We start from the raw sequence: 14,110 nt of genomic DNA on the forward strand, positions 1-14,110 counted from the left end.
GAAGGAGGCAGTACCCAACGCATGGGATTTGTCTCGCAGTTGCTCACCCTGCCCCTGGCCCCTCTGCGCGGAACCTTCTGGGTCCTGGAGCAGGTGACCGAGACGGCGGAGCGTGAGTACTACGACCCCGAGAAGGTTCGCCAGGAACTGGCGGTTCTGGAGGGCGAGCTCCTGGCTGGCCGTATCGACGAGGACGAGCACGACCGCCGTGAGGACGAACTCCTGGACCGCATGGAGGAGTTCAAGCGAAGACAGCAGCAACTCGGCTGAGCGACACCCGCCCCGAGCGGAACGAAGAGAGGCCACCACATGTCTGAATCCATCTCCGGTCGGCTCGGCGGCTCGACCGGAGTCTCCCCCTACGGCCAGCCGCAGGGATCGTCGGCCAACCTGGCGGACATCCTGGAGCGCGTGCTGGACAAGGGCATCGTCATCGCCGGTGACATCAAGATCAACTTGTTGGACATCGAGCTGCTGACGATCAAGCTGCGGCTGCTCGTCGCCTCCGTCGACAAGGCCAAGGAGATGGGCATCGACTGGTGGGAGCACGACCCCTCGCTGTCGTCGCGCGCACATGCGCAACCCAACGCTGCCGGGGCGGCTCCGTCGCGCGATGGGCTCGAAGCCGAAAACGCCCGTCTGCGGGCCGAGTTGGACGAGCTGCGAGCGGCCGCCGGGCTCCCGGCAGGCGCGCAGGGCGAGAAGGCGGAGGAGGACCGCAATGCCTGACCACAGGACGGCAACGCCGGACCCCATGACGGTGCCGTCGGCGTCTCTTCCCGCGACCGGTGACGACCGGCTCTGGTACGTGTACGCCGTGGGCCGCGCCGAGGAGGCGCTGCGGGCCGTGGCGCGCGAGACGTCCGGCCTCTACGGCGAGCCGTTGCATGCCATCGAGTGCGAGGGGCTTGCGGTCCTGGCCTCGCCCGTACCGGCTGCGGACTTCCACGAGCAGGCCCTGAAGGCCCAGTTGGAACAGCTCGACCGGCTGGAGACACTCGCCCGGATCCATGACGGTGTCGTTGCCCGGGCCGGGACTCGGACCACGGTGCTGCCCATGCGGCTCGCCACCGTGTACGTGGACACCGAGCGGGTGGCGGAGATGCTGAGGCAAGGCTCCGGCCAATTCACTTCCCTTCTGGCTCATTTGACGGGCCATCAGGAGTGGGGCGTCAAGGTGTATGCGCTGGCCGCCCCAGCCACTCCGCCTTCCTCGCCGGTGTCGCGGGCGTCGGCCGGGCCCGAGAGGTCCGTCAGCCCTGGCCGGGCGTTCCTTCAGGAGCGGCGAGCGCAGCGTCGTAGCCGCCAGGACGCGTTCCGCGCCGCTGGGGCCGTCGCCGCCCGGGTGACGGACACCGCGACGGCGTTCGCCCGTGACCGCGTCGCCCACCGGCCGCAGCAGGGCGGCCCGCTGGCGACGAAGGCCGGCGAGAACATCAGCAACGAGGCCTATCTCGTGCCGGTCGAGCATGCCGCGGCCTTCCGGGACGAGCTGACGGCGCTGGGTGACGCGGAGGCGGGGGTGCATGTCGAGGTGACCGGGCCCTGGGCCCCGTACTCCTTCGCCACCCCGGGGAACGCGGCGGCCGCCGGTCGGGGCGCGGAGCACGGCCGGGACCCGGACGAAGGTCAAGACCATGTCGAGTGAGTCCGTATGGGCCCGGAATGAGGCGGACGAGGATCTGCTCGGCGGCCGACAGGTGGCCCTGATCGACCTCCTCGACCGGCTGCTCAACGGTGGCGCCGTCCTGACCGGCGACCTCGTCCTGTCGGTGGCGGACGTCGACCTCGTACGCATCAACCTCCGGGCCGTCATCCACTCGATCACTCCGGACAGCCCCTCTCCCTGGTGAGGCGGGCATGAAGCCCAGGGGCCAACGGCCCACAGGAGGCAGACCCATGACAGACCCGCGACAGGCCGATCACACGGCAGCGGCCGAGGACGACGACTTCCGGCGTGCGTTCGACCTCCTGCCTTCCGTGTCCGACGGCCTCAGGGCCGACCCCGCGCCGTCGGGAACCGGTTCCCCCGCCGCACGTCTGCACACCGACCCCGACACCGTCGAACGCGACCTGATTCGGCTTGTGCTCACCATCGTCGAGCTACTGCGTCAGCTGATGGAGCGCACCGCGTTGCACCGGGTGGACCAGGAGGACCTGACGGAGGATCAGGAGGAGCGCATCGGGCTGACCCTGATGATCCTTCAGGACCGCATGGCCGAACTGTGCGACCGCTACGACCTGACCCCGGAGGACCTCAACCTGGACCTCGGCCCCCTGGGCAGTCTGTTGCCCCGGAACTGAGTGGTCCGGCGGCCCTCGCCACGAGAGCAAGAGGTACACGAGGTCAAGAGGTACTGGACCGGACCCGGAGGGGCTCCGCGGGACGGCGTCCCGCAGGACGAGGTCCCCGCAGGACTCCGACCGGGTGGCAGTGCGGCGCCCTCGCTGTGGCCCGCCCTGCTCGGCCCGTCCGGGCGCCCACACTGTCCCGTGACCACCGCAGTCTCGGATCTCGGAGCCGTGTGATGACCCAGCCCTCCACCGGACCGGCCGGAGCGACCACCTTCCTGGCCGAATGCGGCCACACGCACCTCTTTCCAGGGGCCCGCTGCCGTGTTCAGGGGCTCCAGGACCCCGCTGCCTTCGCAGCCGACCCGTGGCCGGTCGAACTGGAGCTGCGGCTGTCCGACGACGTGGTGACGGAGGCGGAACTGCGCACCATGGACCCGACGGGCCCTGCACTCGCTGTCCCGTCCTACACCACGGCTGCCGGCACCGCCATCGAAGCCCGCACGTGGCTGATCAGGGAGTTCATCCAACGGGGAGACGACGTCGAGCTGACCATCGGGGGCCGGGTCTCGCTCTGAGGAGCGCCAAGTCGACATGGCCGGCTGATGGTGCTGGGTAACGGGTCCGATCTGCCACCGGAGCCCGTCAGCCGGTAAGCGAGGTCGAATGCCCGGGCCAGACGCACCGCATCGAGATACGACTCCGGCCGGGTGGTGGCGTTTGATACGGGAACCGCCGGCACGCTCGGCGAACAGCGCGGAGCAGTTCCACGACTTCGCCATTCACGCGACCGGCGAGCGCACCCCACGCCGCGACCAGCTCGCCCGCTCGCTCGGACCACCCCTTGGTCCGGAGTGGCCGGCCGGTCGCCCAGGAACAAGACGGGGGCGCGTCGGCACGTCCCGGAAGCCGCTCAGGGCGCCTAGATGTTCTGCGGGATGTGCGACGGCTCCCAGACCGAGCAGTCGTGGGCGAAGAGGACGCGTCGTGGGTCGAAGTCGGCGAGTCGTTCCAACCAGGGCTGGTAGGTGGGAAGGGGCTGCTCCACGCCGTGCAGCGACGCTTGGCGGGCCAGCTGCTCCGACGCGAAATGCGAAGCGAAGTCGTGTGCCTGACCGGCGAGGACGACCGTGCCGTCCGGTTGCCGGAGAACCAGCGACTGGTGGCCCGCGGTATGTCCTGGTGTGGGAATGATCCAGACTCCCGGCCAGATCTCGGCCTCACCGGTGAGTTCCTCGTAACGCGCGGAGGGGAAATCCAGTAGCTCGTCGAAGGTGTAGTCACCGTTGCGGGCGGTGGCCAGCTCGACGTCCTGGACCAGAATGGGCTTGCCGCCCATGAGGGGGTTTCCACCGCAGTGATCGAAATGAAGATGGCAGTTCACGACGAGGGAGATGTCCGCGAGGGCGACTCCGGCCGTGGACAGGGCATCCCGCAGGTCCCGGCGTTGGGGACGGTAATGGGCTTCGGTCTCGGGGTCCGCCTTGCCGATGCCGGTGTCGAAGAGGATCAGGCCCTGATCGTGCCGAACCAGGTAGGCCAGCACGGGTTCGACCCGCGGTTGCGGGCCGCCCGTCTCCTCGGCGGGACGGATGAAGTACCCCAAGTCGAGTCGCCGTAAGGTCGTGTTGTTACCCATACGGCCAGCCTGGCACATGCTGGCGTTCTGAACCATCCCTCCCCAGAAGCCGACGCGAGCCACGTCAGTGGCCGTGGCGCTCGCCTGTCACTCGGCGAGATTGAGCTGCCAGGAGACGCCGAAGCGGTCGTTCACCCAGCCGAACTTGGCGCTGAAACCGTAGGAGCCCAAGGGCATGAGTTCCGTGCCCTGGTCGGCGAGCGCGCCATAGAGGCGGTCGAGCTCGGCCTCGGTGTCGCATTCGACGAACAGTGACATCGCCGGGGTGAATCCGAAGCCGTGCTTGACGTAGCTGTCGATGCACATGAGCCGCTGCCCGGCGAGCGCGAACGTGGCACGCTCGACCGTGCCCGCCTCACCAGGACCCTCGGCCCCGTAGCGGGAGATCTCGACGACCTCTCCGTCGTCGAACAGCGAGGTGTAGAAGGTCAGCGCCTCCTCCGCGCGTCCTTCGAACATGAGGAATGTGGTGATCTTCTGCGGCATCGATGCCATGGCCCTGCCCTCCGGATGCTGAAGTCGGCCCCCTCCATGACGAGGCTAGGGCCTACCTCTGACAACGCCCCGCCCCAACACCGCGAGACCGCCGCCCGGCGGGTCGCGCCGGGGCCTCGACTTCACGTCCCCCCGAACGCCGTGTGTGTCCCGAAGTGAGCGGTGCGTCGTCAGGGGCCAGACTTGGGGCATCGGGTCCGGCTCGGGCCGGAGCGCCTCCGACGTAAGGGAACGACATGACCTGGGCATCCTGGACCACGGTGGGCATCCACGTCCTCCCTGGCGTAGTGCAGGCCGAGGGCTTCGGCCAGATGCAGGGCGACCTCACCATCCACACCACCTGGTCGGAGCACGAGGCACACCTTGCCGTGCAGTACTCAGGCGCCTCCGACTGGTACACCCTCGTCGGGAGCCCGGTGCCCTGCCACTCGGAGGAGGACAGCCGCGTCTACCACCAGGCCGTCGTGGATGGTGTGCGTGAGGGAGAGCGGGCGCAGGACGTGCTGAAGAAGCTCTCCCGTACGGCCTGACGGAACTGCCCGACGGTACGGCCTGAGGGAACCGGAATGGCCCCTGCGGCCTGTGGGGTCAGCTGCGCTGCCACAGTGCCGGGACGTTGGGTGGCTCCCATCCGGTGATGGCGGTATGGGCCTGGAGGCAGCGGTAGGTGGAACCGCCGTAGGTGACGACGTCGCCGGCGTGGTAGGGCGTACCCGCGGCCCACGTCCCGCCGGACGGAGGCGTGGTGGGGGGTGTGGTCGGGTCCTGGGGAGCGTCCAGTACGAAGTCGAACGTGGCTGCGCGCGCCGGGCCGACCTGCCGGACGTTCATGAGCAGCCGTGCGTCGAAGATGGTGTCGGTGCTGTTGCGCGGCTCTCCGGGAAAGTACAGCTGCGTGGTGACGATCGGCTGTCCGGGGGACTGGAGCTTCACATGGAGGTGCCGCGTGCGGCCCGGGTACAGGCCCGGCACGATGGTGGTCAGGCTGAACGCGCCCTGGTTCGTGCTGAATTGGTGGCCGCGGAAGGTGTAGCCGGCGTTGTCGTAGTCGCCGTTGTCGTCGGCCTGCCAGAAGTCCAGGAGCGCGCCGGCGATCGGCCGGCAGGTGCGGCTGAAGACGTAACCGGTGACGGTCAGCCGCGTTCCCGACGTGCTGTCGGTGACCAGGGAGGTGCGGAGCGGCGAGTCGGGTTTGAAGTACGGGCCTTCGATCTGCTCGATCGTCGGCTCGTCCCCGTCGTGGCACTGGGGAGTCGCGTCCAGCGGCCTTGTCGTCGTACTCCGGTCGCGGGCCAGTGCCACGCCGCCGCGGGCGACCAGGGGAGCCGCGCCGAGCGCGGCGGCGGCGCGCAGCACCGCTTTGCGACTGATCCGGGGGGACGCGGTGTTCGGGGTGGGCACTGCCGGCGGTTCTTCGGGAGCGGGCATCGAGGACCTCCTGTAGTGGGGCGGGGGTCGGGTGAGTGGTGCCTGCCGACCGGGCCCGTTGCTGGGGGTCGGCGGGCCCCGGCCGGGACCGGTCGGCAAGCTGTGGGGGTGCTGACAGGGGTGTCTGACGGCTACGGTCAAGCTATGTGCTGTCCGGGCAGGCGGCGATGGACTGCACCCGGGGATCGTGGTGATTTCCTCCGGCATCCGCCCGGAACTCGCCGGGTGACATGCCCGTCTCCCGCCGGAAGAACCGGCAGAAGTAGGCGGGATCCTCGACTCCGACCAGAGCCGCTACCTGACGGACCGTCAACTCGGTACCCATGAGGAGGCGTTTGGCCTCAAGGGTCCGCTGTCGGCGGATCAGCACCCCTGGTGTCAGACCGGTGGCCTGTCGTACCAGTGCCTGGAGGTGGCCCGGGGAAATGCCGAGCTCCTGCGCGTACGACTCCACCGACCGGCGGGTGCCGCCCGGGAGGGCGACGAGCCGGGTGAAGTCCGCGGCCGCTCCGGTCGCCCGGTTGCGGGTCGCTCGCCCGTCAGCATGTGAACAAGTCCGCAGCGCACGGAGAATGAGGATGTGCAGACTGGCGCGGAGCAGTTGCTGATAGCCGGACTGGAGCGCCCGGTACTCGCTTTCCATGTCGCCCAGGAGGGCTTCGATCGGCCCGGACTGATTCCCTGGGGCGTGGCCGGGGTCGGCGGACAGGGCGCGTAGCGCGGCCACGTCCTGCGCACGGGAGAGCAGGAAGTCCTCATTGAACAGAACCACATGGCCGGTGAGGTCCACCGCACTCTCCCAGTGGTGGACCTGGCCGGGCGCGATGACACACAACTGCGGTGGTTCGAGCGGCCGTTGGGCCGAGTCCAGCACATGGGCGCCATGACCGCCGGTGACGTACACGATCTCGTAAAAGGTGTGCCGGTGCGGGAAGTTGGCGCGCGAGAGCGCCCCGATCGTGTCAAAGGTGCCGATGGCGAAGGGCAAGAGGTGCGGCAGGGGAACGTCCAAGCGATGCAGCGGGATGTCGAAGCGCCGGGTGTTCCGTGGCTCGTCCATGGTCGCAGTCTGGGACAGCGGGCATTGACAGGTCCAGACCAATCGCCGTAATCGGGCCATGCTCGCCCTCCCGTGCGTCCCCGAGCCGAGGACACCTGCCGGGCTGCTCTCCGGCGGTCTTGCTGTTCTTCACGTGCGCGCCTTGGGTCCCAGCGTGGCGGAAGCACCGCTCAGAGGAAGACGCGGGCGATCTCCAGCCAGGTCTCCGCGTCCTGGCCGGTCGCCGTCAGATCGGTCCGGGACAGCGGCCGGCGGTGAGTGACGCGCAGGCAGAAGTCCCGCGCGCTGCCGCGCACCCGCTGGTCCGCGTCCCGCGTACCCCACGTCCAGACCTGGCCGTCCGGGCCGGTCAGCTCGACCCGGAACTGCCGGGTGGGCGGCGTAAGTTGGGCGGCGGCGAACGACAGGCCCACCCCCTTGACGCCGAGCAGGGCCACCGTCCTCAGCCGTGTCGTCGCGGGATGTGCGACGCCCACCGTGTCGAAGACGTCCTGCCCGTGGGCCCAGGTCTCCATCAGTCGCAGAGGCGCCATGAGCGCGGGGGTCACTGCCGACCCGAACCACGGGAACTCGGAGTCGCGCGGCATCGCACGCAGCGCCGCGACCAGCTCGGACCGGCCGGAGCGCCACTGTTCGAGCAGCGCCGCACGCGGCTGGGCCGCGGCAGCGGCGGCGATGTCGTCCGCGTACCGGCTGCCTCCGGCCTCGGCTTGCTTGCTCACCGCGCCGAACGCGTCGGGGGTACGCACGGCGATCAGCACGTTCGCGTCCGCGGCGGCGAGGTGGGCGATCTGGTGCGCGATCGTCCAGCCCACCGCGGGTGTGGGCCGCGTCCAGTCGTCCTCGGCGGACACCAGGGCGTCGAGGAGGTCGCCCTCGGCGGCCAGGTCCGACAGTGCGAGGCCGTAATCCACGTCGGAGACATCGATGTCGTAGTTCAGCACACGGAATTGTATCGCCGATGGTGCCCCAAATCGGCTTAGAAAAAGCGGAGTTGAGTTTTCCGCTGCGCGGGAGGGCGGAGCGGTGGCTCGATGAGGACACCGCTCCCCGCTCATCGCTCCGCCCTCGCGGACCAGCCCGTCAGCAGCTCCCGCAGAGCCGTACGGGCCGGTGTCTCCTTCTCCTCGTTGCGTACGGACGGGGAGAGTTCGGCGTGGACGAAGGTCCCCGAGCGCTTCTTCGCGTCCTCACCCTGGACGTTGGTGGTGCCCTCCAGCGGGCATCGGTCGGACCAGCTCCTACAGACCCGGAGGTCCTGGTCCTTCATGAGGTCCGCCAGCTTCCTGGCGCTGTCGGTGCCGCTGCGGGCGACGCCGCTGGAGAGGATGGCGTCGTAGGGGCGGTCCTGCCCCTCGGCGAATCCATGCAGTTGGACGCCGGGGATGTCCCGCTTGTGCATCTCCGTGACGATGGCGTGGAACACGCTGTCCGTACGGTGCGCCACATCCGCCGCGTCCCCCCGGCCCGCAGTGCGGTGGGCGCCCGCGAGGACGAGCGCACCCCGGGGCGTCTCTTCCAGGAGCCGCGCGCCGAGACGTTCGGTGCCGCTGTCGGAGACCGGGTGGGGCACCTGGACGCTCCAGCGGACGCCGGCGTCGGCGCTGACGTACAGCCGGCCCCAGCATTCGCGCGGTCCCGGCTTCCGCGCGGCGACCTCGTCGTAACGACGGCCGGTGGCCGCGTCCGTGAGACGGTTCAGCCGGAAGCCGGCCGCGTCGAAGAACTCCTCGGCGCCGGCGGCGTCGCCGTCCAGCAGACGGCCGACCCCTTGCGCGATCTGCTCCCTCTCCTCGGCGGCGGGGGGCGTGTACGGCTTGCGCTCGGCCGCCTTGCGGGCATAGCCGACGATCCGGCTGTCCAGGTCGACCAGCTCACGCGAAGCGGAACTTCCCTTTTCGCTTTCTTCACGCTTCTCCCGGCTGCATGCGATGAGAATCACACTTGACCCGGCGAGGCAAAGAACACAAAGGAAAAGTAATGCCCTCGTAATCCTCCGCGGGGCCCCGGCCGGTTTCGCTATGCGAAGATCAGGTCGTGACATTCTGTGAATCTCTCCCTACAAGTCGTGCGCTGGCTGTCGTTGCCGCACTCGCCGTCCTTGGCGCGGCTTGCGCGGCGAACCCGCCGGAGTCGCAGGTCAAGCCCGGCGGACGCTCGTTCACGGTGGCCGCTGCCGGAGATGTTCTCATTCATCCCGAGTTGGTGGAGCAGGCGGCCAAGGACGCGAAGAAGACCGGCAAGGGGATCGCAGGACTCGACTTCGGGCCGCAGCTGGCGGGCATCCGGCCCGTCATCAGCAAGGCCGACTTGGCCATCTGCCACATGGAAACACCCGTGGGCAACCCCAAGGGGCCTTTCGAGGGATATCCAGAATTCCTGGTGCCGCCGCAGATCCTCACGTCCCTCAAGGACGTGGGGTACGACACCTGCTCCACCGCCTCGAACCACACCTTCGACCACGGCCTGCCGGCCGTCCGTCGCACCCTGGACGCCATGGACAAGGCCGGCCTCGGCCACACCGGGTCGTCACGTACGCCTGCCGAGTCGCAGAAGCCCAACATTCTTGACGTCAACGGGGTCAAGGTGGCCCACCTCGCCTACTCCAGGGAGTCGTTCCTCAACCCGACGCCCGAGAAGGAGAAGTGGGCCTTCAACCGGAGCAGCACGGAGGAGATCAAGAAGGCCGAGGCCCGCGCCCGCGAGGCGGGCGCCGAAGTGGTGATCCTCTCGGTCCACTGGGGCCTGGACCGCTACAACGAGCCCAGCGTCCCCCAGCTCGAACTCGCCCAGCGGATCACCAAGGAGACCGGCATCAACCTGATCATCGGCCACCACGCGCATGTGGTGCAGCCGATCGAGAAGGTGAACGGCACTTGGGTCGCGTACAGCCTCGGCAACCAGCTCGCCCGTCACTCCACGCCCTCCGGCCTCACGGAGGAAGGGGCGATCGGCTGGTTCGAGTTCCGGGAGACCAAGAAGGGCTGGGACGTCGTTCCCCGGTACCGCACGACGCTGGTCGACATCCCGCCCGAGCGCCAGGACGCCGACGAGAAACTGCCCCGCGACGCCGTGCAGGACGTCCGGCTCGTCGATGTCCGTGCCGCCCTGGAGCACCCGGACGAACTCCCGGCGGACCGCCGGGCCCGCTACCGCCTCGCCGCGACCCGGGTCGAAGGATTCCTCTTCAACCGAGGCGCCCCGGGCCGTGACGGTCTGGCCGAGCTCTCCCTCAAGGACTGAGCGGGCCCGGGCCACTCGACGACCAACGCCCCAGCGGTGGCGCGCTCTTCGCTCGCCGGCCGCCCTTCCGTGTGCCGTGCCACGGGAGCCCGAGCCGCAGGAAACAGGAAAGAACAGACGTGACATCGAAGAAGGCGCCGTACTCCGTGCGAGGGGGACGCCGGCGAAGCCGACGGCGCGCGGACATGCCGCTGCTCGGCGGCATCCGGCCGCCGATCGCGGTCCTGTGCATCCTCATCCTCGCCCTGTCCGGGCTGACCGCCAAGGTGCTCGGGCCCACCAAGGACACCGTCGTACCCAAGGCCGTGCTCTCCTCGCAGCGGTACTTCGCGGAGGACGGTGCGATCGCGCTCCGCTCGTCCATCGACGAACGCGTCGCCGACCTGGAGCGCACGGCGACCGCGGTCAACGGCGGAAGCTCCGTCAAACCCGAACGCGTCCTGTCCGACCTGAGCCGTGCCTACCAGAAGTGGACCGGCACCACCGTCCTCGACCTGGAGAGCGGCGAGGTGCTCGCTGCCCGGGGTGAGACCATCCCCCTCGCCTGGCTGGACGAGGACACACTGACCGGCGGCAGAGCCCTCAAGCCGCGCATCGTGCGCCTTGAGACCGGTGACGTCCGCCTGATGACCATGGTGGTCCTGGAACAGGCCGGACAACCTCAGCAACTCCTCATAGCGGCCAGCAGTTTGACCGTGCCGGCCATCAACCTCGGCCCCTTCCGCAGCATGTCGGTCGTGGCCGAGGACGGCGAAGTGCTCGCCACCGCCGGCTTCGAGCGGGCCGAGTCGCTCAACTCCGACGAGGAGCGCTCGGAACTGTCGTTCCGGCACCAGCAGATGGCCCGGCTGGCCGACCAGGCCGCGACACGGACCGAGCAACACCCCGTCCGTGCCAAGGAGCCGGGCGCCCGGGGCTACCCCGGGGTCAGCGGCACCCTGCTCGGCGGCGAGTACAACGGCCGGGTGGCCACGGTCGGTTACGCCTCCCTCGCCTCCTCCGACCCCGACGACAAGCAGAGCGTGGCGGCCGGACTCGGGCTCAGCGTCGTGTCCCTGCTGCCCGTCGTCCGGCAGGAGGCCGCTCAGTCCGACCGTGCACTGCTCGGCCTGGCCGCGGCCGGAGCCCTGGTGCTCCTCGGACTCGTCGCGGTCGCCGTGCTGTGGCGGAACGTGCAACGGCCCCTGCTCCACCTGTTCCTGGAGTCCCGCAGGCTGGCGCGGGGCGATCTGCACCGGCCGGTCTCGGTGCCCAAGCGCGGCGAGGCAGCGCGCATCGGCGTCGCCCTGGAACGCCTGCGCCGCCGGCTGACCGGGGACGAATCGGCCGAGGACCTGGCGGCCCCGCGGCGCCGGCTCCGGATGGGCACACGCGGACCGCTCGTCATCACCGGCGTTCTGCTGCTCCTGTGGTGCGTTCCGGTCGGGCTGCTCCTCAACCGCACCGACGCGACCGTCAGCGTGCCCACCACCATCGTCAACGACCAGCGCGAACGCACGGACATGATGGCCGACCGACTGCGCCGGGCCCTCAACGAAGCACAGGCCGACCTCGTCTCCGTCTCCCACCTCATCGAGGAGGAGAACGGACGCCCGGCCGACAGCCTCCTCAAGGAGGCCCTGACCAAGCACAGCCGCTACCAGTCCCTCTACGTGGTCGACTCCGCCGGCGCCGTCTCCGCCCGGGCGGGCGGAGAGCCGCACGCCTGGAGCAGTGGCGAGGGCGGGCCGGAGGTCCAGGTCAGCGGCAAGGGCGGCAAACTGCCCGTCCTCCAGGCGTCCGCCCCGGTCGCCGAGGGCAAGGGCGGCACCCTGGTCGGGGAGATCCGGGTCCAGTTCCTGAACTCCCTGCTCGTGCGGCCGGGCCTCGGCGAAGTGCGGGTGGTGGACGCCGACGGTCTGACCATCGCCTCCAGCGGCGGGTTCACGGCCTTCGAGAAGCTGCCCGGCGAAGCGCTCGACAACCTGGTCCGGGCGGCCAACGTCCGCGTCGGCGCGGGCCCGGTCGAGAACGGGCTCCTCATCCGCGGTGGCGGCAAGGTCACCGTGGCAGCGGCGGCCCCCTTCTCCGGCGGCGGCGTCACCGCCGACATCGGCTGGACCCTCGTCAGCCGACAGGACGCGGGGCACCTCCAGATCGCCCCGTACGAGCGCGAGGACCGCAGCGTTCTCGCCGGCATGCTCGGACTCGCGGCCGTCATCGTCTGCCTCGGCTGGATCCACCTCGTGGTCGTCCGGCCGCTGCGCGCCCTGGCCAGCAGCGCCGAGAAGCTCGCGGACGGAGACCTGAAGACCGTGCTCTACCCCCGCTACCAGGACGAGGTGGGCGCCGTCGTCCGCAGCCTCGAACTGCTGCGTCAGCAGGCGCAGGCCCACCGGCAGAACCCAACGCACCGGACCGCGGACCCCCGCGTCGGGGGAAAGTGACAAGGCCGTGCTCTACCTCTACTTCGTCCTCCTGATCAGCGGGACGGGACTGCTGATCGCCGGCATCGTCGAACAGCGCCGGCACTACGCCGCCCTCCACGCGATACCCACCCGGGTCCTCGTCAACGGCATCCGCGGCAAGTCGTCCATCACCCGCCTGTGCGCGGGTGCCCTGCGCGGCGGCGACCTCGTCACGGTCGCCAAGACGACCGGAACGGCCGCGCGCTTCATCCATCCCGACGCCACCGAGGAGCCGGTCTACCGCAAGTTCGGCATCGCCAACGTGGTCGAGCAGATCGGCATCGTGCGACGGGCCGCTTCCTACCGGCCGCACGCCCTCGTGATCGAGTGCATGGCCGTCATGCCCGCCCTCCAGGAGGTCAACCAGAGCAAGCTGATCCGCTCGACCATCGGCATCCTGTGCAACGTCCGCGAGGACCACCTGGCCGAGATGGGCCCCACCCTCGACGACGTGGCCCGCTCGCTGTGCCGCTCGATGCCGGAGGACGGCATCTGCGTCACCGCCGAGAAGGACCGCTTCGCGATCCTCCAGGAAGAGGCCGACGCCCGGAACTGCCGGCTCATCTACGCCGACCCCGAGACCGTGTCCGACGAGGAACTGCGGGGCTTCAGCTGGTTCACCTTCAAGGAGAACGTCGCGATCGCGCTGACAGTGGCCGAACTCCTGGGCGTGGAGCGGGCCGTGGCCCTCCAGGGCATGTACGACGCGCCGCCGGACCCGGGTGTGCTCTCCGTGGAGCGCTATGTGACGCCCACGGGCAACCGCCTGGCGTTCGCCAACGTCTTCGCCGCCAACGACCCCGAGTCCACCTTGATGAACGTCAACCAGTTGCTCGACCTCGGTGCGATCAACCGTCCCCTGAACGTCGTCATCAACTGCCGCCCCGACCGGGTCGAACGCAACGGCCAGATGGGTGAGATCGTCCCCGATCTGAAGCCGGACCACGTGTTCGTCATCGGGCACCCCGCCAAGAGCGCCATCGACGCCATCCCCGCCGAGTGGCGGAACCGGGCCGTGGACCTGGGGGGCGAGAAGCGCGCCGCCGAGGAGTTCATGCCGGTGATGCTGGACGCGATGCCCGACGGGTCCTCCCTCGTCGCCATCGGCAACATCCACGGGCAGGGCGAGGAACTCCTGGAGTTCCTCGCCGAACTCCCCGCCGACGACACCCCCGCCACGGCCGGACCGCACACCCCGCCCCCGGCAGTCGCCCAGCCGGCCCGCCTGGATCCGTACGCCGCCTACCCCGCTGCCTACGAGGAGCGCTATCAGGCGGCCCAGACGATGGAGTTCCCGGACAGGCCGCAGGCCGCCTTCGGCCATGGCGGGAATCCGCCGCCGCCGTACGGGGCCGGTCCCGGGGAGCCCGAGTTCCAGCACACCGAATGGCCGGGCCGGTTCGGCTCCGCCCCCGGGGCCGACCCGGACGCGCGCCGGCCGTGACCCGCCGCGCCCGCACCACGCGACCGCCCCGCCTCACTCGTCGTTTCCCTGCCCGGAGTTCC

The 14,110-nt window shown here is 69.8% G+C and carries 16 protein-coding genes; 10 read left to right on the forward strand and 6 right to left on the reverse strand.

Annotated elements, in window-relative coordinates; all coding sequences use genetic code 11:
• Nucleotides 1–21: 21 nt before the first annotated feature.
• From CG740_RS33840 to CG740_RS33865, 6 genes are all read left to right on the forward strand, one after another.
• Complete coding sequence (locus tag CG740_RS33840) at nucleotides 22–270, forward strand: gas vesicle protein GvpG (protein WP_100579134.1); 249 nt, start codon at nucleotides 22–24, stop codon at nucleotides 268–270.
• A gap of 39 nt (nucleotides 271–309) precedes the next feature.
• Nucleotides 310–729 (forward strand): gas vesicle protein, encoded by a 420-nt coding sequence (locus CG740_RS33845; protein WP_100579135.1) that lies wholly within the window; start codon nucleotides 310–312, stop codon nucleotides 727–729.
• The gene (locus CG740_RS33850) at nucleotides 722–1,648 is read left to right on the forward strand and encodes a GvpL/GvpF family gas vesicle protein (protein ID WP_234376639.1); all 927 of its coding nucleotides are present in this window, start codon (nucleotides 722–724) and stop codon (nucleotides 1,646–1,648) included. Before CG740_RS33845 ends, CG740_RS33850 begins: the two co-directional genes overlap by 8 nt.
• A complete protein-coding gene (locus tag CG740_RS33855) occupies nucleotides 1,638–1,853 on the forward strand; it encodes a gas vesicle protein (protein ID WP_100579136.1) in 216 nt (71 codons plus the stop codon). Before CG740_RS33850 ends, CG740_RS33855 begins: the two co-directional genes overlap by 11 nt.
• 46 nt (nucleotides 1,854–1,899) lie before the next feature.
• A complete protein-coding gene (locus CG740_RS33860) occupies nucleotides 1,900–2,304 on the forward strand; it encodes a gas vesicle protein K (protein ID WP_100579137.1) in 405 nt (134 codons plus the stop codon).
• Nucleotides 2,305–2,528: 224 nt separating this feature from the next.
• Nucleotides 2,529–2,870, forward strand: a complete 342-nt coding sequence (locus CG740_RS33865; RefSeq protein ID WP_100579138.1) for a hypothetical protein — start codon at nucleotides 2,529–2,531, stop codon at nucleotides 2,868–2,870.
• Nucleotides 2,871–3,214: 344 nt separating this feature from the next.
• On the opposite strand, the gene CG740_RS33870 is transcribed toward CG740_RS33865, so the two are convergent.
• On the reverse strand, nucleotides 3,215–3,931 hold the full coding sequence (locus CG740_RS33870) for an N-acyl homoserine lactonase family protein (RefSeq protein WP_100579139.1): 717 nt from the start codon (nucleotides 3,929–3,931) through the stop codon (nucleotides 3,215–3,217).
• An 87-nt stretch (nucleotides 3,932–4,018) separates the two neighbouring features.
• Nucleotides 4,019–4,426: a VOC family protein gene (locus CG740_RS33875; protein ID WP_100579140.1), complete on the reverse strand. Its 408-nt coding sequence runs from the start codon at nucleotides 4,424–4,426 to the stop codon at nucleotides 4,019–4,021.
• Nucleotides 4,427–4,662: 236 nt separating this feature from the next.
• Between CG740_RS33875 and CG740_RS33880 the strand changes: the two genes are divergently transcribed.
• Nucleotides 4,663–4,956 carry a hypothetical protein gene (locus tag CG740_RS33880; RefSeq protein WP_100579141.1) on the forward strand — a complete coding sequence of 98 codons (294 nt, stop codon included), beginning with the start codon at nucleotides 4,663–4,665 and terminating at the stop codon, nucleotides 4,954–4,956.
• A 58-nt stretch (nucleotides 4,957–5,014) separates the two neighbouring features.
• Here the strand turns inward: CG740_RS33880 and CG740_RS33885 are convergent, their stop codons facing one another.
• From CG740_RS33885 to CG740_RS33900, 4 genes are all read right to left on the reverse strand, one after another.
• Complete coding sequence (locus tag CG740_RS33885) at nucleotides 5,015–5,854, reverse strand: dioxygenase family protein (RefSeq protein ID WP_100579142.1); 840 nt, start codon at nucleotides 5,852–5,854, stop codon at nucleotides 5,015–5,017.
• A 142-nt stretch (nucleotides 5,855–5,996) separates the two neighbouring features.
• Nucleotides 5,997–6,914, reverse strand: a complete 918-nt coding sequence (locus CG740_RS33890) for a helix-turn-helix domain-containing protein (RefSeq protein WP_199846651.1) — start codon at nucleotides 6,912–6,914, stop codon at nucleotides 5,997–5,999.
• Nucleotides 6,915–7,084: 170 nt separating this feature from the next.
• Nucleotides 7,085–7,858, reverse strand: a complete 774-nt coding sequence (locus tag CG740_RS33895) for a TIGR03084 family metal-binding protein (protein WP_100579144.1) — start codon at nucleotides 7,856–7,858, stop codon at nucleotides 7,085–7,087.
• Between the two features lie 110 nt (nucleotides 7,859–7,968).
• The gene (locus CG740_RS33900) at nucleotides 7,969–8,856 is read right to left on the reverse strand and encodes a hypothetical protein (protein WP_234376640.1); all 888 of its coding nucleotides are present in this window, start codon (nucleotides 8,854–8,856) and stop codon (nucleotides 7,969–7,971) included.
• A gap of 95 nt (nucleotides 8,857–8,951) precedes the next feature.
• Between CG740_RS33900 and CG740_RS33905 the strand changes: the two genes are divergently transcribed.
• From CG740_RS33905 to pgsB, 3 genes are all read left to right on the forward strand, one after another.
• Nucleotides 8,952–10,157 (forward strand): CapA family protein, encoded by a 1,206-nt coding sequence (locus CG740_RS33905; RefSeq protein WP_100579145.1) that lies wholly within the window; start codon nucleotides 8,952–8,954, stop codon nucleotides 10,155–10,157.
• 185 nt (nucleotides 10,158–10,342) lie between these two features.
• On the forward strand, nucleotides 10,343–12,583 hold the full coding sequence (locus CG740_RS33910) for a HAMP domain-containing protein (protein WP_100579146.1): 2,241 nt from the start codon (nucleotides 10,343–10,345) through the stop codon (nucleotides 12,581–12,583).
• 7 nt (nucleotides 12,584–12,590) lie between these two features.
• Nucleotides 12,591–14,048 carry a poly-gamma-glutamate synthase PgsB gene (gene pgsB, locus CG740_RS33915; RefSeq protein WP_100579147.1) on the forward strand — a complete coding sequence of 486 codons (1,458 nt, stop codon included), beginning with the start codon at nucleotides 12,591–12,593 and terminating at the stop codon, nucleotides 14,046–14,048.
• Nucleotides 14,049–14,110 lie beyond the last annotated feature (62 nt).

This window comes from Streptomyces sp. CB01201, from assembly GCF_002803085.1.
Taxonomy (GTDB): domain Bacteria; phylum Actinomycetota; class Actinomycetes; order Streptomycetales; family Streptomycetaceae; genus Streptomyces; species Streptomyces hundungensis.

Excerpts from the sequence above, each read along its gene's own strand:
- CG740_RS33840 (WP_100579134.1), top strand. The coding sequence starts at position 22 with ATGGGATTTGTCTCGCAGTTGCTCACCCTGCCCCTGGCCCCTCTGCGC.
- CG740_RS33845 (WP_100579135.1), top strand. The coding sequence starts at position 310 with ATGTCTGAATCCATCTCCGGTCGGCTCGGCGGCTCGACCGGAGTCTCC.
- CG740_RS33850 (WP_234376639.1), top strand. The coding sequence starts at position 722 with ATGCCTGACCACAGGACGGCAACGCCGGACCCCATGACGGTGCCGTCG.
- CG740_RS33855 (WP_100579136.1), top strand. The coding sequence starts at position 1,638 with ATGTCGAGTGAGTCCGTATGGGCCCGGAATGAGGCGGACGAGGATCTG.
- CG740_RS33860 (WP_100579137.1), top strand. The coding sequence starts at position 1,900 with ATGACAGACCCGCGACAGGCCGATCACACGGCAGCGGCCGAGGACGAC.
- CG740_RS33865 (WP_100579138.1), top strand. The coding sequence starts at position 2,529 with ATGACCCAGCCCTCCACCGGACCGGCCGGAGCGACCACCTTCCTGGCC.
- CG740_RS33870 (WP_100579139.1), bottom strand. The coding sequence starts at position 3,931 with ATGGGTAACAACACGACCTTACGGCGACTCGACTTGGGGTACTTCATC.
- CG740_RS33875 (WP_100579140.1), bottom strand. The coding sequence starts at position 4,426 with ATGGCATCGATGCCGCAGAAGATCACCACATTCCTCATGTTCGAAGGA.
- CG740_RS33880 (WP_100579141.1), top strand. The coding sequence starts at position 4,663 with ATGACCTGGGCATCCTGGACCACGGTGGGCATCCACGTCCTCCCTGGC.
- CG740_RS33885 (WP_100579142.1), bottom strand. The coding sequence starts at position 5,854 with ATGCCCGCTCCCGAAGAACCGCCGGCAGTGCCCACCCCGAACACCGCG.
- CG740_RS33890 (WP_199846651.1), bottom strand. The coding sequence starts at position 6,914 with ATGGACGAGCCACGGAACACCCGGCGCTTCGACATCCCGCTGCATCGC.
- CG740_RS33910 (WP_100579146.1), top strand. The coding sequence starts at position 10,343 with ATGCCGCTGCTCGGCGGCATCCGGCCGCCGATCGCGGTCCTGTGCATC.